General features: G+C 61.6%; 17 protein-coding genes. 11 read left to right on the top strand and 6 right to left on the bottom strand.

Features of this window, described 5'->3' with window-relative positions:
• Window positions 1-10 precede the first annotated feature (10 nt).
• Entirely contained in the window at window positions 11-1,090 is a 1,080-nt protein-coding gene (locus tag MLD24_RS17980; RefSeq protein ID WP_248168463.1) for a hypothetical protein, read from the bottom strand.
• Between the two features lie 220 nt (window positions 1,091-1,310).
• Entirely contained in the window at window positions 1,311-1,925 is a 615-nt protein-coding gene (locus tag MLD24_RS17975; protein ID WP_248168462.1) for a TetR/AcrR family transcriptional regulator, read from the bottom strand.
• 196 nt (window positions 1,926-2,121) lie between these two features.
• Between MLD24_RS17975 and MLD24_RS17970 the strand changes: the two genes are divergently transcribed.
• From MLD24_RS17970 to MLD24_RS17935, 8 genes are all read left to right on the top strand, one after another.
• Window positions 2,122-3,933 (top strand): acyclic terpene utilization AtuA family protein, encoded by a 1,812-nt coding sequence (locus MLD24_RS17970; RefSeq protein WP_248168460.1) that lies wholly within the window; start codon window positions 2,122-2,124, stop codon window positions 3,931-3,933.
• Entirely contained in the window at window positions 3,933-4,799 is an 867-nt protein-coding gene (locus MLD24_RS17965; RefSeq protein WP_248168459.1) for an SDR family oxidoreductase, read from the top strand. The genes MLD24_RS17970 and MLD24_RS17965 overlap by 1 nt, the downstream gene beginning before the upstream one ends.
• An 11-nt stretch (window positions 4,800-4,810) precedes the next feature.
• Entirely contained in the window at window positions 4,811-6,427 is a 1,617-nt protein-coding gene (locus tag MLD24_RS17960; RefSeq protein WP_227175303.1) for an acyl-CoA carboxylase subunit beta, read from the top strand.
• 93 nt (window positions 6,428-6,520) lie between these two features.
• On the top strand, window positions 6,521-7,678 hold the full coding sequence (gene atuD, locus MLD24_RS17955) for an acyl-CoA dehydrogenase family protein (RefSeq protein ID WP_248168457.1): 1,158 nt from the start codon (window positions 6,521-6,523) through the stop codon (window positions 7,676-7,678).
• A 27-nt stretch (window positions 7,679-7,705) separates the two neighbouring features.
• A complete protein-coding gene (locus tag MLD24_RS17950; RefSeq protein ID WP_248168456.1) occupies window positions 7,706-8,539 on the top strand; it encodes an enoyl-CoA hydratase/isomerase family protein in 834 nt (277 codons plus the stop codon).
• Window positions 8,540-8,548: 9 nt separating this feature from the next.
• Window positions 8,549-10,528: an acetyl/propionyl/methylcrotonyl-CoA carboxylase subunit alpha gene (locus MLD24_RS17945; RefSeq protein ID WP_248168454.1), complete on the top strand. Its 1,980-nt coding sequence runs from the start codon at window positions 8,549-8,551 to the stop codon at window positions 10,526-10,528.
• On the top strand, window positions 10,525-11,352 hold the full coding sequence (locus MLD24_RS17940; RefSeq protein ID WP_227175299.1) for an SDR family oxidoreductase: 828 nt from the start codon (window positions 10,525-10,527) through the stop codon (window positions 11,350-11,352). Before MLD24_RS17945 ends, MLD24_RS17940 begins: the two co-directional genes overlap by 4 nt.
• Window positions 11,353-11,411: 59 nt before the next feature.
• Window positions 11,412-13,241, top strand: coding sequence for a long-chain-acyl-CoA synthetase (locus MLD24_RS17935; protein ID WP_248168452.1), 1,830 nt, complete (start codon window positions 11,412-11,414; stop codon window positions 13,239-13,241).
• A 36-nt stretch (window positions 13,242-13,277) separates the two neighbouring features.
• Here MLD24_RS17935 and MLD24_RS17930 read toward each other — a convergent pair whose 3' ends face one another.
• The 4 genes from MLD24_RS17930 to MLD24_RS17915 all read right to left on the bottom strand — a co-directional run bounded on the left by MLD24_RS17930 (window position 13,278) and on the right by MLD24_RS17915 (window position 16,044).
• Window positions 13,278-14,279, bottom strand: coding sequence for a 2-hydroxyacid dehydrogenase (locus MLD24_RS17930; protein WP_227175297.1), 1,002 nt, complete (start codon window positions 14,277-14,279; stop codon window positions 13,278-13,280).
• Between the two features lie 59 nt (window positions 14,280-14,338).
• Window positions 14,339-14,806, bottom strand: coding sequence for a hypothetical protein (locus MLD24_RS17925; protein WP_248168451.1), 468 nt, complete (start codon window positions 14,804-14,806; stop codon window positions 14,339-14,341).
• A 4-nt stretch (window positions 14,807-14,810) separates the two neighbouring features.
• Window positions 14,811-15,572: a hypothetical protein gene (locus MLD24_RS17920; RefSeq protein WP_248168449.1), complete on the bottom strand. Its 762-nt coding sequence runs from the start codon at window positions 15,570-15,572 to the stop codon at window positions 14,811-14,813.
• 118 nt (window positions 15,573-15,690) lie between these two features.
• On the bottom strand, window positions 15,691-16,044 hold the full coding sequence (locus MLD24_RS17915) for a hypothetical protein (protein WP_248168447.1): 354 nt from the start codon (window positions 16,042-16,044) through the stop codon (window positions 15,691-15,693).
• Between the two features lie 470 nt (window positions 16,045-16,514).
• On the opposite strand from MLD24_RS17915, the gene MLD24_RS17910 reads away from it, so the two are divergent.
• The 3 genes from MLD24_RS17910 (at window position 16,515) to MLD24_RS17900 (ending at window position 17,996) form a co-directional block, all read left to right on the top strand.
• Window positions 16,515-17,099 carry a hypothetical protein gene (locus tag MLD24_RS17910; RefSeq protein WP_248168445.1) on the top strand — a complete coding sequence of 195 codons (585 nt, stop codon included), beginning with the start codon at window positions 16,515-16,517 and terminating at the stop codon, window positions 17,097-17,099.
• Window positions 17,100-17,216: 117 nt separating this feature from the next.
• On the top strand, window positions 17,217-17,492 hold the full coding sequence (locus MLD24_RS17905; protein WP_248168443.1) for a hypothetical protein: 276 nt from the start codon (window positions 17,217-17,219) through the stop codon (window positions 17,490-17,492).
• An 81-nt stretch (window positions 17,493-17,573) separates the two neighbouring features.
• Window positions 17,574-17,996 (top strand): hypothetical protein, encoded by a 423-nt coding sequence (locus MLD24_RS17900; RefSeq protein ID WP_248168441.1) that lies wholly within the window; start codon window positions 17,574-17,576, stop codon window positions 17,994-17,996.
• Window positions 17,997-18,420: the final 424 nt, after the last annotated feature.

Here is an 18,420-nt window from a genome sequence, read left to right as displayed (position 1 = left end):
CGTGGCCGGATTACAACAGTCCTTCCAGGTCCATCACTTCCGCCGGCGCCTGCTGGCTCTGCTCGCTCAGCTGGCCGAAGTAGCGCTGGGGGGTGCGGTAGCCATAGTTGGCCGTCCAGTGCTTGTCGGAGATGAACTGCACCACCTCACCGGCGACCGAATCCACCAGGCGGTATTCTTCCCGTACCTCAAAACCACTCTCGGAATCGGCAAAGCGTGCCAGCACCGTTTCCAGGACGTCCGGGCGACCGAAGGTCTCTGCCGCCACCGCCTCAAGAGCCATGGAAATGCGCATGCCATTGTCGACCCCCAACCGGGCACTGTCGGCGAAGACCTGCCACGGGTCTTGCGCGCCGGCAGGCTGAGTGTCGGGAATCAGCAGCCACACCAGTGCCCGCACCGCGTTGGGCAGACCGGCCCATTGCTGGTTGTCCAGACACTGGGCCGCACGCTCAGCCTGAGGTGCAATGTTTCGGGGAACACCGGCCATGGCGCCGGAGTTGGCATCGTTGACGATGGCCTGCATGCCAGTCAGCAGGCCCAACAGGAAGGTCAGTTCGTCCTGCTCGGTTGAGAAATCCGGGCAGGCGGGATTGTCCAGCGAGGGATCGTAGTCGTATGCCCGCATCGCCCGCAGGAAGGCCTCATAACGGCGAGCGGCAATCTCGGCATTGAGGCGCTTCATGGCTTCGCGGGCATCCTTGGCCGCCGGCACATCACCCTGATAGTCCGCCCGCAGGTAGCGCAACTCTTCTTCCCAGGCGCGCTGTTCGGAGCAGTTCGCCGCCAGCAGCATCAGCAGGGAACCGGTGCTGTCGGGCGCATCCGTCACCCGGGAGAACGAATACAGCAACGGGTCCACTCCCTCGCCGAGGCTGCAGGCCAGATGGGAGTCTTCCATCTGCAACACGTAAGGCGTCGCCTCGCCCTCGGAGTAGTTTGACAGCACAATACCGGTGGTGGAATAGATCGGATTGACCGAGCAGCCGGCCAGGACAGTGAGGGCGGCCAGCACCCCGCCACGGAGCCAGGCGCAGGAAAGACGACTGCCGCGGATGGTTTCGGTCAGATTGAGCAAGGAGGAAGTCATGGTTCGCCCCGTGTCTGCATTGTTCTTATAGGTTGATTTTCACAGTGCAGAGGATGCGACGAACCTTGTCCGACAGAAATGGCTCTAATGCCCAAAAATCATGCCGATGAGGCCAATGGCCCTTCACCAACGGGTTTGACATTCATCAATAAAACAATAAATAACAATCGGTTGAAGCATAAATCAGCAGTGGTACAAACGTACCAGATAAAAGTAAAACTCAGTGAGAGACCGCCAGGGTGAGCATCACCTGATCGGTCAGCTCCGCCAGGTCCATGCCACCGTCCGGGCGGTACCAGGTAATAGTCCAGCTCAGGGCGCCGGTCAGCAATCGGCGGACCACAAATGCATCGGCCTTGATCGTTCCCGCTTCCGCCAGCGTTGCCAGCACATCCAGCCACAACTGCTCGTAGATGTCCCGCAACGCCAGCACCTCGGCCTGAGCGCCATCAGACAGGCTGCGCCATTCGAACACCAGCACCGCCATGGCCTCACCGGTCTGCCCCAGCACCGACTCCAGCTCCGCCCGGATCAGTGCCCTCAGCTTGTCTTCATGACTATCCGCCGCCTCCACGGCAGCCCGCATCAGGGCGGTGTTGAGCTGGATGGTTTCCACCATCACCGCCTTGAGGATGTCTTCCTTGGAGCGGAAGTGATGAAACAGGCTGCCGGACTGAATACCGACCGCGGCCGCCAGATCACGCACCGTGGTGCGTTCGTAGCCTTTGTCACGGAACAGTTTAGCGGCTTCTTTCAGCAGGCGCCCACGGGCGCTGGCGGGGTCGGAAACAACGTTGTCGGCAATCAGGGTCTTGAGGATGGTGTCTTGGTTCACAGGCAATTCCGGTCGATTCGGGGCAGATCCCCTAGTTTACCCGGATTCGGCCTGTTTACAAACCAAGCGCTTGCTTGGTATCTTGCCAGCACAACAATCGACAAGGCTGCCTTCACGCCACCCCTGGCCGCTACAAACCAGAGCGTCGGGACGTTCGGCACCTCGTCACTCCACTGTCAGGAAAGGACAACAAGCCATGGCAGATCCAACCAATCCCGGCACCGTTCGCATCGGCTGCTCCGCCGCCTTCTGGGGCGATACCGAAACCGCCGCCCGACAGCTCGTCAGCAAGGGCAACATTGATTACCTGGTCTCCGACTATCTGGCTGAAATCACCATGTCGATCATGGCTGGTCAGAAGATGAAAGACCCGGGCGCAGGCTATGCCCGGGATTTCGTGCAGACGGTGATGGGCCCACTGCTGGCCGACATCAAGGCAAAAGGCATTCGCGTGCTCAGCAACGCTGGCGGGGTCAACCCGGTAGCCTGTCGCGATGCCCTGCAGGCGCTTTGCGACAAGGCCGGCATCGAGCTGAAGATTGCCCTGGTCCTGGGTGATGATCTGCTGCCCCAGAAGAAAGCCCTGGCCGACGCCGGCACCACCGAGCTGGCTACCGGCGCGCCGATGCCCGCGATGATGGTCAGTCTCAACGCCTACCTGGGTGCACCGGGCCTGGTGGCCGCACTGGCCCAGGGCGCGGACATCGTAATCACCGGTCGGGTGGCCGACAGCGCGCTAGTGCTGGCACCACTGGTGCACGAATTCGGCTGGCAGTGGGACGACTACGATCGGCTGGCCCAGGGTAGCCTGGTCGGCCACCTGCTGGAATGCGGTGCCCAGGCCACTGGTGGCAACTTTACCGACTGGCAACAGGTCGCCGACGGCTATGAAGACATGGGCTTCCCGATTGCCGAGGTGTCTGCCGACGGCAACGTGGTGATCACCAAACCCGACGACACCGGCGGCCAGGTTACCTACGGTACCGTTGCCGAGCAGTTGGTTTACGAAATCGGCGATCCCCGCGCCTACCTGTTGCCCGACGTTAGCTGCGATTTCACCCAGGTCCAGCTGGAGCAGCAGGGACCGGACCGGGTCCGGGTCACCGGAGCCCGGGGGCGCAAACCCACAGACAGCTACAAGGTGTCCGGTACCTGGCCCGACGGCTTCAAGTGCACCGTCACCTTCCTGCTGGCCGGTATCGATGCCCCCGCCAAGGCCGAGCGGGTCGCCAACGCCATCCTGGCCAAGACCGGCCGGATGTTCGAGCAACGGGACCTGCCCCCATACGCCGACACCCACGTTGAACTGCTCGGCACCGAGGCCACCTACGGCGCCCACGGTCAGGGCGGACAATGCCGCGAGGTGGTGGTGAAGATCAGCGTTGCCCATGCCAAGAAAGAGGCCCTGGTGCTGTTCTCCCGCGAAATTGCCCAGGCCGCGACCGGCATGGCGCCAGGGCTCACCGGAATCGTCGGAGGTCGGCCGACGGTCTGGCCGAAGATTCGGCTGTACTCCTGCCTGGTCGCCAAAACCTCCGTGACGGTCACCGTCGACCTGAACGGTGAGATCACCCCGATTGCTGTGGATACCGCTGGCGGCTTCGATCCCGCCACCTTGCCGGACGAGGATCTGGCCATCGCCGCCCCGGCCACCGATACCGAAGTCCGCCTGATCGATCTGGCCTGGGCCCGCAGTGGCGACAAAGGCGACCACAGCAACATCGGCGTGATCGCCCGCCGGGCCGAGTACGCGCCCTACATCGCCGCAGCCCTGACCGAACAGCGGGTCGCGGAGTGGATGGCACACACCCTGAACCCGGACACCGGCCGCGTGCTGCGCTGGGCACTGCCGGGCCTCAATGCCTTCAACTTCCTGCTGGAGCACAGTCTGGGCGGCGGCGGTGTTGCCAGCCTGCGAATCGATCCCCAGGGCAAGGCCTTTGCCCAGCAGCTACTTGAAATCCCGGTCCCCATTGCGTCCGCCGTTGTGAAAAAAGGAAGCCACTGATGAGCTATCAATCCGTACTTCGTCCCGGCCTGTTCGAAGGCCAGACCGTCATTGTTACCGGGGGCGGCTCCGGCATCGGTCGCTGCACGGCCCATGAACTCGCCTCTCTGGGCGCCCGGGTGGCGTTGGTCGGTCGCAAGGCCGAGAAGGTGGAGGCCGTGAAAGCGGAGATTGAAGAAGACGGCGGTATTGCCAGCGCCCACGTCTGCGATATCCGCGAGGAAGAGTCCGTCAGCGCCACGGTCAAAGCCATCATCCAGGAACACGGCGGCCTTCACGCAGTGGTCAACAACGCCGGTGGCCAGTTCCCCTCGCCGCTGACCGGCATCAACCAGAAAGGCTGGGAAACCGTCGTCCGCACCAATCTGACCGGGGGCTTCCTGATGGCCCGTGAGGCCTACACCCAGGCGCTGTCGAAGTCGGGCGGCGCCATCGTCAACATTGTTGCCGACATGTGGGGCGGCATGCCGGGCATGGGCCACTCCGGCGCCGCCCGTGCCGGCATGGTCAACTTCACCCAGACCGCCGCCTATGAATGGGGTCACTCCGGAGTCCGGGTCAACGCCGTGGCGCCGGGCTGGATCGCCTCCAGCGGCATGGACAATTACCCGGCGGCAATGCGGGACTGGATTCGCAACCTTGCCACTCACGTCCCGCTCAAACGCATGGGTACCGAGGCGGAGATCAGTGCCGCCATCTGCTTCCTGCTCAGCCCGGGGGCAGCCTTCATCAACGGCGACTGCCTGCGCATCGACGGCGGCGCCTCCCAGGGCTCACCGATCTGGCCACTGCCAGACGCCAACAACAACGAGCCTTTCAACGGTTTCCATCGCAGCAGCACGCCAAAAGTGCTCAGCGACGACTGAGGAGCAACCCGATGGAAGTACTGACCAGCACCCTCACCCCGGAGTCTGACGAGTTCCGCGACAACGCCGAGGTCATGGAAGGCCATATCCAGACCTGGCGTGAGGTGGAACAGAAAGTGCTCGACCTGGCCGAGTCAGCCCGGGAGAAATTCACCAAACGCGGCAAACTGCTGCCACGGGACCGCATCAACCGGCTGCTGGATCGGGGCACCCCGTTTCTGGAGCTGTGTTCCCTGGCCGGCTACAAGATGCACGATGACAAGGATGGCAGCATGGCCGGCGGCGGCATCATTGCCGGTATCGGCAGCGTCAGTGGCATTCGCTGCCTGGTGGTTGCCAGTAACAGCGCCATCAAGGGCGGCACCATTACCCCCGCCGGACTGGACAAGACCCTGCGGCTGCAACAGATCGCCATGGAGAACAAACTGCCGGTGGTGTCACTGTCCGAGAGCGGAGGCGCCAACCTCAACTACGCCACCGACATCTTTGTGCTCGGCGCCCGCGGCTTCGCCAACCAGGCGCGCATGTCCGCCGCCGGCATTCCCCAGGTAACCGTGGTCCACGGCAACGCCACCGCCGGCGGTGCCTACCAGCCCGGGCTGTCGGATTACGTGATCGCAGTGCGTAACAAGGCCAAGATGTTCCTCGCCGGGCCGCCGCTGCTGAAGGCCGCCACCGGGGAAGTCGCCACCGACGAAGAACTGGGTGGCGCCGAAATGCACGCCCAGGTCGCAGGCACTGCCGAATACCTGGCAGAGGACGATGCCGATGGCATTCGCTACGCCCGCAACATCCTCGCGTCCCTGCCCTGGAACGAACAGCTGCCCGCCCGCCAGGAGCCCAGCTGGGAGGAGCCCCAGCTTTCGCCGGAGGAGCTGATCGGCGTCGTACCGTCCGACGCCAAACGCCCCTACGATGTTCGCGAGATCATCGCCCGGATTGCCGACGGCTCCCGCTTCATGGACTTCAAGAACAACCTGGATGACCAGACCGTCTGCGGCACCATCCGCATTGAAGGCCACTCGGTGGGGGTGATCGGCAACAACGGCCCGATCACCCCGGACGGCGCCACCAAGGCGGCGCAGTTTATCCAGCTTTGCGACCAGGCCGGTACGCCACTGCTGTTCCTTCACAACACCACCGGCTTCATGGTGGGCACCCATGCCGAGCAGAACGGCATCATCAAACACGGCTCGAAGATGATCCAGGCCGTCGCCAACTGCCGGGTGCCCAAGATCGCCGTGGTGGTGGGTGGCTCTTACGGTGCCGGCAACTACGCCATGTGTGGCCGCGGCCTCGACCCTCGCTTCATTTTCGCCTGGCCCAACAGCCGCACAGCGGTCATGGGACCGGCCCAGGCCGGCAAGGTGATGCGGATTGTCGCCGAGGACAAACAGCGGCGCAGTGGCGTTGAGCCGGACGAAAAAACACTGTCGTTCCTCGAACAGGCCACCGCCAAGAAACTGGAGGAAGGCTCCACCGCCCTGTTTGGCACCGCCCGCCTGTGGGACGACGGCCTGATCGATCCCCGGGATACCCGGCGAGTGCTGGCACTGGCGCTGTCGGTGTGCCGAGAAGCAGAGGCCAGGCCGCTTCGCCCTAACAGCTTTGGTGTCGCCCGGCTTTAATATCGGCCAACCGGGCAACGGGCAATGAGCTGCCCGCAAGCGCCCAGTATCTCATTGACAACAAGATTGATAACCGAACACACGGAGAGAACCATGAAATTCACCGCCGAACACAACGCCCTGCGCAAGACCGTCCGCGATTTTGTCGAGAAAGAGATCAACCCCCACTGCGATGAGTGGGAGAAAGCCGGCGAATACCCCATCCATGACCTGTTCAAGAAGCTGGGCAACCTGGGCCTGCTAGGCATCCAGAAGCCGGAAGAATATGGCGGTATGGGGCTGGACTACAGCTACAACCTGGTGGCGGCTGAAGAATTCGGCCTGGCGCTGTGTGGTGGCGTGCCGCTGTCCATCGGTGTGCAAACCGATATGTGCACCCCGGCCCTGGCGCGCTTTGGTTCCGATGAACTGAAGCGGGACTACCTGGCCCCTGCCATCGCCGGCGACATGGTCGGCTGCATCGGCGTCAGCGAGGTCGGCGCCGGTTCCGACGTGGCGGGCCTCAAGACAACAGCCCGCAAGGACGGCGACGACTACGTCATCAACGGCTCCAAGATGTGGATCACCAATTCGCCACAGTCCGACTTCATCTGCCTGCTGGCCAACACCTCGGACGATTCGGTGCACAAGAACAAGTCGCTGATCATCGTGCCAATGAACTCCCCCGGCATCAGCTTCAGCACCCACCTGGACAAGCTCGGCATGCGGTCGTCGGAAACCGCGCAGGTATTCTTTGACGATGTCCGGGTGCCCCAACGTAACCGTATTGGCGCCGAGGGTACCGGCTTCATGATGCAGATGCTGCAGTTCCAGGAGGAACGCATGTGGGGCGCGGCCAACGTGATCAAGGCGCTGGAGAGCTGCATCGACAAAACCATTGAGTACTGCCGCGAGCGCAAGACCTTCGGTCAGCCGCTGATCGACAACCAGGTCATTCATTTCCGCCTGGCCGAGCTGCAAACCGAAGTCGAGGCCCTGCGCGCCCTCACCTACCAGGCCTGCGAGCTGCACATTGAAGGCAAGGACGTCACCCGCCTGGCCTCCATGGCCAAGCTCAAGGCCGGCCGTCTTGGCCGCGAAGTCACTGACAGCTGCCTGCAGTACTGGGGCGGCATGGGTTACATGTGGGACAACCCGGTGGCCCGGGCCTTCCGGGACGTTCGACTGGTGTCCATCGGCGGCGGTGCTGACGAAATCATGCTCGGCATTATCTGCAAAATGATGGGCACCCTGCCCGGCAAGAAAAAGTAACCGGCGCCAGGCCACGGGAGAACAGCCATGACAGACCTACCCCATTGCGAAACCCTGACCCTGGCTCGCCAGGGCTATGCCCTGCTGGTGACCCTGAACCGGCCCCAGGCCCGCAACGCCATGAGCTTGCAGATGGTGGCGGAGTTGGCCACCGTGTTTACCCAGATCAACGCTGACGATTCAATTCGCGCGGTGGTGCTGCGGGGCAGCGAAGGCCACTTTTGCGCCGGTGGCGACATCAAGGACATGGCGGGCGCCCGCAGCCAGCCGGCCGGTGACGGCGAGCAGGACCCGTTCTACCGCCTCAACCGCGCCTTCGGCCACATGATCCAGCAGGTCAACGAATCCGCCAAGGTGGTGATCGCCGTGCTGGAAGGGGCCGTGATGGGGGGAGGCTTCGGTCTCGCCTGCGTGTCAGATGTGGCCATCGCCGGTCCCAGCGTCCGGTTTGGGCTGCCGGAAACCAGCCTGGGGGTGATTCCGGCCCAGATTGCGCCATTTGTGGTGGAGCGCATCGGCCTGACCCAGACCCGACGCTTGGCCCTGCTGGGGCTGCGCATTGATGGCGAAGAGGCGGTACGACTGGGCCTGGTGCATCAGCTCTGCGCCAATGAGACAGCGCTCAACGCCGCCATCACCGAGGCTCTGAACCGGGTTCGCCACTGCGCTCCGGCGGCAACCGCCAACACCAAACAACTGCTGCACCGGGTCGGCAAGGAACCAATGCACAGCCTGCTGGACGACGCCGCCGAGCAGTTTGCGGCCGCGGTCCGCGGCAGCGAGGGCGCCGAAGGCACGATGGCGTTCATGCAGAAACGTCCACCCGCCTGGGCTGAAACCGGCCCGGACGACCAACACTGAGGACTCGCCATGCTGAAGAAACTGCTAGTCGCCAACCGCGGCGAAATTGCGGTGCGGGTCATCCGCACTGCCCGTGCCCTCGGCTACCGAACGGTGGCGGTGTACTCGGACGCCGACGCCCAGTCGCTGCACGTGAAAGCCGCTGACGAGGCTGTTCATATCGGCCCGGCCCCGGTGGCCGCCTCCTACCTCCGCGCCGATGCCATTCTGGAGGCCGCCCGCAAGACCGGCGCGGACTGCGTTCACCCCGGCTATGGTTTCCTGTCGGAGAACGCCGACTTTGCCAACGCCTGCACCGACGCCGGCCTGGTGTTCGTGGGCCCACCCGCTGCCGCCATTGAACTGATGGGCAGCAAGCGCCGCTCCAAGATCGCCATGCAGGCCGCCGGTGTACCGGTGGTGCCCGGCTTTGAGGGCGACAACGCCAGCGACGAGGAACTGATCGCCGCCGCCCGTGACATCGGCTACCCACTGATGATTAAGGCCTCTGCCGGTGGTGGTGGCCGGGGCATGCGGCTGGTGCATGAGGAATCAGAGCTGGCGGACAACATTGCCCGCGCCCGGTCAGAAGCCAAGCAGGCCTTTGGTGATGACGAGCTGATTCTGGAGAAAGCGGTTATCGAACCCCGCCACATCGAGATCCAGGTGTTTGCCGACGACCATGGCAATGCCGTCTACCTGGGCGAGCGGGACTGCTCCATCCAGCGCCGGCACCAAAAAGTGGTGGAAGAAGCGCCCTCACCGTTCGTGACTCCGGAACTGCGAGAGGCCATGGGGAAGGCGGCGGTACAGGCGGCCCTGGCCTGTCAGTATCGCGGTGCCGGCACCGTGGAGTTTCTGGTGGACCGGGAGCGCAACTTCTACTTCCTGGAGATGAACACCCGCCTGCAGGTGGAGCACCCGGTCACCGAACTGGTGACCGGCCAGGACCTGGTGGCGTGGCAACTGGCGGTCGCCGAAGGCGCCCCCCTGCCCCTGAGCCAGGACCAGATCACCCTGAACGGTCACGCCATTGAGGTGCGGCTGTACGCCGAAGACCCGGCCAACCAGTTCACCCCCCAGACCGGTCACCTGTCGCTGTTTGAGCCAGCCCGTGGCGAAGGCATCCGGGTGGACAGCGGCATCGGCAGCGGCGATACCGTCCCCCCCCACTATGACCCCATGCTCGCCAAGGTCATTGCCTGGGGACAGGATCGGGACCAGGCCCGTCGCCGGCTGGTTCGGGCGCTGGAAGACACCCGGGTGTTCGGCGTCACCACCAACCGCTACTTCCTGAGCCGGCTGATTGACCACGACGTATTCGGCGCCGGCGAAGCCACCACCGCGTTCCTGACGCAGCACTTCGCAGACGATCCGTCACTGAACACAGCGGAGCCGTCACTGAAACAACTGGCACTGGCGGCCGCCATCCTCAGCGACAACCCGGACCAGCAGGGCTGGAGCAACGCCCTGGCTACGGTAACACCGATGCGGCTGGCCACCGATGACGCCCACTACGAGTTACTGGTCCGGCGTCAGCAGGATCAGCTCACCGTCACCCTGGGCGACGACCAGTACCAGTTGAGCATCCTGACCGTCGCAAACGGCGAGCTAGGCTATATCGACAATGGGGTACGTCAACGTTGCCAATATCAGCGTTCGGGGGATCACCTATATTTGCAGGCGTTCGGGCAGTCGGCCCGATTCCGCGACCGTACCCATCAGCCGCCGGATGTGGATGCCCTGTCAGGCTCCGGACGCATCCTGGCCACCATGGACGGCGCCATTGTCGACGTCCCGGTAACGGAGGGACAAACCGTCCGCCAGGGGGATGTCGTGGTGATCCTGGAGGCCATGAAAATGGAGCATCCGGTCAAAGCCGATCGGGACGGCCAGGTGACCGGCATCCACACCCGCCAGGGCGACCAGGTCCGCCGACAGCAACTGCTGGTAGAGATCACCCCCACGGACAGTGACGACACACACGCATCGAAGGAACCCGAACAATGAGCCGACTGACCAACCGAACCGTTTTTATCACCGGGGGCAGCCGTGGCATCGGCCGCGCCATCGCCCTCGCCTGCGCCCGGGAAGGCGCCAACGTGGTGATTGCCGCCAAGTCCGACACCCCACACCCGAAGCTGCCGGGCACCATTCACTCGGTAGCCGAGGAAGTGCGTGAGGCCGGCGGCCAGGCCCTGCCACTGGTGCTGGATGTGCGGGACGACGCCATGGTCAAAGCCCGCATCGATGAGGCTGCGGAGCACTTTGGCGGTCTCGACATGCTGGTCAACAACGCTGGCGCGATCCGCCTGCAGGGCGTCGAGAAGCTCAAGCCCAGCCGTTACGACCTGATGCACCAGGTCAACGCCCGCGCGGTATTCACCTGCAGCCAGGCGGCGTTGCCGTGGCTGAAGCAGTCCGACCAGGCCCACATCCTCAGCCTGTCGCCGCCACTGAACCTGGCACCCAAGTGGTTTGCCCAGTATGGCCCCTACACCACCACCAAGTACGCCATGACCATGTTGACCCTGGGCATGGCCGAGGAATTCCGCAGCCATGGCATCGCCGTCAACGCGCTGTGGCCGAAAACCCTGATTGCCACCGCCGCCATCGAGTTCGAAGTGGGCGGCCCACAGATGATGGCCCAGGGCCGCAAGCCCGAGATCATGGCCGATGCGGCGCTCAGCATCCTGTGCCGCGGTGACCACTCGCTCACCGGCCAGGCGCTGATCGACGAGGACCTGCTGCGACAGGATGGCATCACTGACTTTGAGCATTACCGGTATGGCGACGGCAGCAAACCGTTGCTGCCGGACCTGTTCCTGGACTGACCCGGAAGCGTCGATCTTCCGGGCACATACCAATAACAACGTACCAACTGGATGATCGTATGACCGAACATACCGTTTCCGCACGTGACCTTGTCCGCAGTCTGCCTGGCATTCTGCGGCGCTTTCCCACCATTGCCCGGGGCTTCTACTACTACTCCGTCAAGGACGACCAGAAGCCCCTGACCCTGGGCACGCTGATTGAACGCAATGCCCGGCGTTACCGCAACCGGCCGGCCATTCTCAGCGATGACTTCCGCATCAGCTGGGGCGACTTCAATGAGTGGGCCAACCGCTATGCCCACTTCTTCCGCGTCCAGGGCCTGCAGAAAGGAGACGCCATTGCGGTGTTCCTGGAAAACCGCCCGGAACTGCTGGCGGTGGTTGCCGGCGCAGCCAAGATTGGCGTGGCCTGCGCCATGCTGAACACCTCCCAGAAAGGTAAGGTACTGGCTCACAGCATCAACCTGATCGAACCCAAGATGGTGGTGGTGGGCGAGGAACTCACCGACGCCTTCGACGGCGTCCGGGACGAGCTCCAGCTGGACCACCCGCAGCCGTTCCAGTTCCTCGCGGATGCCAACACCCTCAACGTGTTTGGCGATGCCCCTGAAGGCTACGCCAACCTGGCGGAGCAGGTGAGCAGCTTCCGTGGTGTCGACCCGGTGGTACTGGACCCGCCCACCCTGGGTGATACCGCCATCTACCTGTTTACCTCCGGCACCACCGGGCTGCCGAAGGCCGCTCCCGGTTCCCATCGCAAGTTCATCAAGGCCTATGGCGGCTTCGGGCTGATGTCCCTGAACATGGAGCCGGAGGATGTACTCTATTGCACCCTGCCCCTGTACCACGGCACCGCGCTGCTGGTGTGCTGGGGCTCGGTGCTGGCCGGTGGCTCGGCCATTGCCCTGCGGCGCAAGTTCTCCGCCAGCGCGTTCTGGGACGACATCCGCCGCTACCAGGCCACCACCTTCGGCTACGTCGGCGAGCTGTGCCGCTACCTGCTGAACCAGCCTGCCAGCGACCAGGACCGCTACCACACCCTCACCAAAATGATCGGCAACGGCCTGCGACCGTCCATCTGGAAACCGTTCAAGGAGCGCTTTGGTATCGACACCGTGGCCGAGCTGTACGCCTCCAGTGAGGGCAACATCGGCTTCAGCAACTTCTTCAACATGGACAACACCGTGGGCTTCTCCACCGCGCCCTACAAACTGGTGAAGTTCCACGAGGGTACCCGCGACCCGATCCGCAACGATCAGGGTTTCATGGAAGAAGTCGCACCCGGGGACCCCGGTCTACTGATCGGAGAAATCACCAGGAAGTGGTCGTTTGAGGGCTATACCCAGAAAGAAGCCACCGAGAAATCCATTCTCCGCGACGCCTTCAAGAAGGGTGACGAATGGTTCAACACCGGTGACGTGCTGAAGGAGATTGGCTTCCGCCACCTGCAATTCGTCGATCGCATGGGCGACACTTTCCGTTGGAAGGGCGAGAATGTTTCCACCACCGAGGTTGAAAACATCATTGACGGCTCCGGCATGGTGGAAGAAGCCATCGTCTACGGCGTCGAAATTCCCCACACCAACGGCAAAGCCGGCATGGTCACCCTGGTGCCCCAGAACGGCGGCGCGTCATTCGACATCCAGGCACTGTTCGCCTACCTCAACGACAACCTGCCGGCCTATGCGGTGCCCGTCTTCATCCGGGTGACCGACGGCATCGAGAAAACCGGCACCTTCAAGTACCGCAAGGTCGACATCCAGAAACTGGGCTACAGCACCGCCAAAGCGGAGGATGATGTGTACGTCTGGCTGCCGAGAACCCAAGAATACACCCTGGTGACTCCGGCACAGGAGCAGTACATCAGCGATGGCAAGGTCAGCTTCTGAGGGGGCCGGCTGAGCAACTGGGCACAGGTGACCGGACTACCCGGCCACCTGTGACTGAATCACCCGGTTGCCGCACTCGCCGGTGCGGTCGAACTCGTCGAGGTTGGCCAGCGTGGTCGAGACAATGTTTTCCAGGGCGTTGCGGGTAAAGAACGCCTGATGCGCGGTGATCACCACATTGGGGAAGGTCAGCAGGCGGCTGAAAACATCGTCCTGGATGACCTGGTCTGACAGGTCCTCAAAAAACAGATCGGCTTCCTCCTCGTAGACGTCCAGCCCGAGGTGACCGATCCGGCCGGATTTCAGTCCGGCGATCACCGCCCGGCTGTCAATCAGTGCACCCCGGCTGGTGTTGATCAGCATGACTCCCGGCTTCATCTGCGCGATCGCCGCTTCGTTGATCAGGTGACGGCTTTCCGGCGTCAACGGACAATGCAGGGACACCACATCCGACCTGGCCAGCAGTTCCTCCAGCTCCACGTAGCGCACCCCCAGGCTGAGGCACTCATCATGGGGATAGGGGTCCGTTGCCAGCACCGTCATACCAAACCCGGTGAGAATGCGGGCCAGCACCCGGCCAATCTTGCCGGTACCCACAATGCCCGCCGTGCGACCGTGAAAATCAAACCCCATCAGCCCCTGCAACGCAAAGTTGCCCTCCCGGACCCGGGCGTAGGCGCGATGGAGGTTGCGATTGAGCGACAACATCAACGCCACGGTATGCTCGGCCACCGCATAGGGTGAATAGGCCGGCACCCGCAGCACCGGAATACCCAGCCGCTCCGCCACCGCCAGATCCACGTTATTGAACCCGGCGGATCGCAACGCCACCACCCGGGTACCAGCCGCCGCCAACTGCTCCAGCACCGGCCCGGAAAGATCGTCGTTCACAAACGCACACACCGCCGGATACCCTGCCGCCAGGGAAGCCGTGGTGGCATTCAGATGCGGCTCCAAAAACGTCAGCTGATGATCTTCGTTGAGCTGCTCGAAGATCTCCTGCTCATAGGGCTTGGTGTTGAATACGGCGACTTTCATAGTGGTAACCCTGCTGGAAGAACCGGAATCTATGCTTTAACGATAGCATCTGAATTTGCTCACTTCGCCTCCCACTCCCGCCGATAGGGCCGGTCACAGAACGCCGCCAGATCCTTGCCATAGGTCTCCGCCCGGGAGCGCCCTATCCTGCGCAGCAACGGCAGGCGCTGACCCTGACGGGTGACCAGCACCAGATCATACCGCCGGGCCTCCAGCAGCGATGCGGCGGTGCAGAAGCCGGCAACGTCCGCCAGCGGTACCTCCAGCTGCGCGGCCGGATACAGGCTGCGAATGGACTGCCGGAAGACACCCTGTTGCAGATCGATCTCCAGCTTGTGGCAACCGAAGAGAGCGTGCCAGGCCAGCGTGGCGGCGGTCGCCCAGCCCAGAATGGCGCCGTTCTCCGCTGGCATGCCGAATACTGCCAGTGGAATCACCACCAGCATCAGCGGTACAGCCATCAACCAGGCCCAGCGACCAAACACCAGACGCCCCTGAGTCGGCGAGACGATCTTCCATTTGCTCATGCCATTATCCTCCCAGCAACGACAGGCCATACCCGATCAGCACGAACGCAGGAAACGCCAGCGCCAGCTTTAACAGCGGCCGCTGATCCCAGACCGGTACATAGTGACCCGGTGAGCCAGCCGCCTCGGGCATCGGAGAAGCCGTGCCGGAAACCGTCGCGCCGGGCCTCTTTGATTGAGCGGTGGTTGATTGAACGCCCGTTGGTTGCGGGCTCGGCGTCTCGGCAGCCTCAGCGTCCAGGGGCCGTGTCTCGGGCCAGCAGGTCACCCGATCCATCGCCCGAACCCCATAGACAGTCCGCAGAAAGCGAGCCAGAGCAGCGGTATCGTCCCAGCTGCCAATGGTGTAGCGATGGTCAACAATCTCCAACTGACAGCCCTGCTCCACCGAAGCAATCGGGGCAACCACTGCGGTTACGTCGGCCAGCAACCAGCGCTGCCGCTCCTTCCGCGGTGTTCGCCACCAGCCACGGCGCTCCACCAGCGCCTGTTCCGTGGCATCGAACACCAGGTGCTGCCGTACACCGGTCAGTATCAGCGTTGCCAGTGCCAGCACCCCGGCAACCACCGCATAGAACACACCTTCCCCACCCTCCAGCACCACCGCCATCACCGCGGACGGCAGCAAGCAGATCAGGCAGATGAGCCCGATCATCACCCGCAGGGTCTGACGGGCGCCAATAAAGTAATGCCAGCCCAGGCGATGCTGTTTCAGGTGCCAGCGGACGCCCCATGGCAAACCGGGGTAGTTTGATACCTCAACCATTTCTTCTCTTTATTCAGCAGGATACGGCCGCAGCATAGCACGGGTCAGAACGCTGGATGGAGATTGCGCGGCGGGATGGAAGCAAGGGTCCGCAGCGCTCGCAGACATGACGCACGCCTTATAAAGGCGGCCACCAGGAAGGCACGTCTTCCTGAACGTTGTCCCGGGCCTTCTGGAACAACGGCCCGACCCACGAGTCCGCCTGAAAGATCAGATAATGCGAGGTCCGCCCCTGGCCATCGCGAACCTGAACCATGCCGTAAATGGCCTCGGGATCGGGGCGTTGTTCACGAGGCAGATTCGGATGCAGGTGCGGCGCCAGTTGCTCATACAGCGCCTGCACATCGAACGTCCCAGGCGCCAGCGGAATCATCTTGGGGTGGGCCGCATAGGCCAGAAACGCATCACCATTGCGGGACACCGACAGCCGGTGTTCACCAGCGGGATAGGCAACACTGAGCGAAACCGGCACAGCCATTTCCGCCCAAACCGGCCCACCGACGAGCACAACACACCCCAGCAGCCACCGCCGAAAACCCCGAAACACCCTTGGTTCTTTACCCTGGATAGTTGATGCCATACGACCTCCCTGCTCCGGCCTTCCCGGGAACACAGGTTAAGAGACGGCCCGAGACAGTGTTGATGCATTATGCCATGGGATGAAACGGCGACAACGAAACGCCCATCACTATACGAACAGGCCATGATACCCAAAGCGACACCGTCATCGGGATACTATGGCAGTTGACACATTTCGCGCCGCGAAAACCAGCAGCAAAAGTGCTAAGCCCTTGCCAGGGCGGGGGTTTGCGTTTAGCGTTGGTGGGGGAATGTGTCGGGGTATTGCGTATGGTGACGTGTTTAAACACGTCATGTGACGTTGAATCAATGTTAGTTTTCGAAAATCAGCATCAGGAACCATGACAAGGAAGAGGTGAAAGAATGTTCAAAGTGAATAGCGGGTTTATTGGCGAGTTCAAAACCGGCGACAACATCAATTACAACCTGAACTGTCTTAAGGCTCTTTACGCGGCGCAAAATGCAGCCTCGCCGTCGGAAGCTCGACTTTTCTGCAAGCCAATAACCATCACGTTGGTCTCAATAATCGAGGCTCTTCTTCATGACCTCTTCTTTCGGATCAAAAGTCATACGAGTGAGGGCGTTCAAAATATCGCCACTCAGGTATTGGACGATGTGCGGAGTAAGACTCTGGACCAACTGCAAACCTATATTGCCTCGGCAAAAAAGCACGACTTGTTGGGGGCGTCTGGGTCTGACTTGTATGAAAAGCTAGACGAGCTACGCCAAGTGCGGAATCGTGTCCATATCCAAAACGTTAAAAAGCAACTTGACCTTGATGAGGGCAGAGTTTTTACCCCGAATAGACAAAAATCCACGGAAGAAATGCTAGAGCGAGTGATAAAGCACGTTTCCGATAAATACAAAAGACCAGAACATGTTCAGGGATTTGTAGATGACTTTGAGTTGCCGTGGGAAGAGCATTTGAAACCTGAGTCAAGCAAGTAACGATCTGCGCGCCGTCGTCGATAAACTAACCAGTGCAGGCACGGCGACGCCCTTTACATTGCGCCTTCGGCTACATTCCAAGGGCGCGCATGCTGCAAGCGTTAGGCGGGTTCGGATATGAAGGACATTGACGGAAATTTGGTTAATCTCGGAGACGTGGTCAAGGTCATCCATATACGGGACGAAATCATAAGCATCCTTGCCGACGACGAAAAACCGCATACTTTGGCGATGCTCAATAATGATTACAAGATTGATGAATTTGTTAACGACGACCAACAAATTAGCGTTAGCTACTGGGTGCAAGAGGACGGTGGCTGCCTGTACGGCGGCCTATACCTTTACCCCCATGAGTTCAGGCTGGTCCGCAAACGTTCGAGTCAATATGCCTAACAAGGCAATGTTGCCGGACAATTTCTCCGTGGCTTCGCCACTCCAAAATTGCCGCAAATTTTTGCGTTAGGTGAGACAGTCGTGAGAATCGAAGCAAGGCAGATGTTCCGGCCAAATGGATTGATCGACGACCTCGTTCTCTATGGCAAGCCAGAGGATTATTTGCTGTTTGCAGATCATGTCGGTAAGGCCGTGAGCTCAGAGGAGCCGAGTTCGATGGCTTCTGATTCGGACTTTGTAGTTGAGATTACTCGTGAAGACGCCAAGGCTGAATTATTCACCTCTCTCCAGAACAAGCAGAATGAGTACTTTTCTTTCGGGGACTGGAATAATCGAACCATATTAAGAATTTATGGTAGCGGCAGCGTTCTTTCTGCCTTGCAGTCGTTCCTGCGAGACCTTTCGGGGCGGCGGGATGGTTATAGCTATATCAGTGAATACTCAGAACGTTATAGCTACTCACGCAATTCGCCAGAATGGAGGCTTCACGTTGAGATCACCTGATCGGGTAACCGGGGGTATCTAGCCCCCAGTCCCCACAACACCCTGCATGCGGGACCGCACAGGGCGTTTCCCGAAAACGTTTAGAGCAAGTCGGCCGATTACCTCCTGCTTACCCCAATGATGGCTTCTGATTTTGCGCCAATGTTCCTTGGTCCGGTCGGATATGGAGTCATTGAGCTGCACAGGCTCCTCATTAATTTTCGAGTTCAGGCCTTCACCCTGTCCCACCCATTACGATGGGCATTTGGCTACTATGCCGTCTGCTGACTTCTGCTCAATCACCGGCGAGGTTACCTCCGCAGACGCTATCGGTGTCCATCTCGTTCGCTCGCAACCGCCGATGGCAACCCCCTCTGTCAGCCTAGTTGTCCAGTTGGCGGTTTCGCCTGAATTTAACCAATCAGGGGCGGCATGGGAGCATTCA

This window comes from Marinobacter xestospongiae (assembly GCF_023156385.1).
Classification (GTDB): domain Bacteria; phylum Pseudomonadota; class Gammaproteobacteria; order Pseudomonadales; family Oleiphilaceae; genus Marinobacter; species Marinobacter xestospongiae.
Note: the sequence above shows the minus strand (reverse complement) of the source record. Positions and strands in the feature narration are given on the sequence as shown.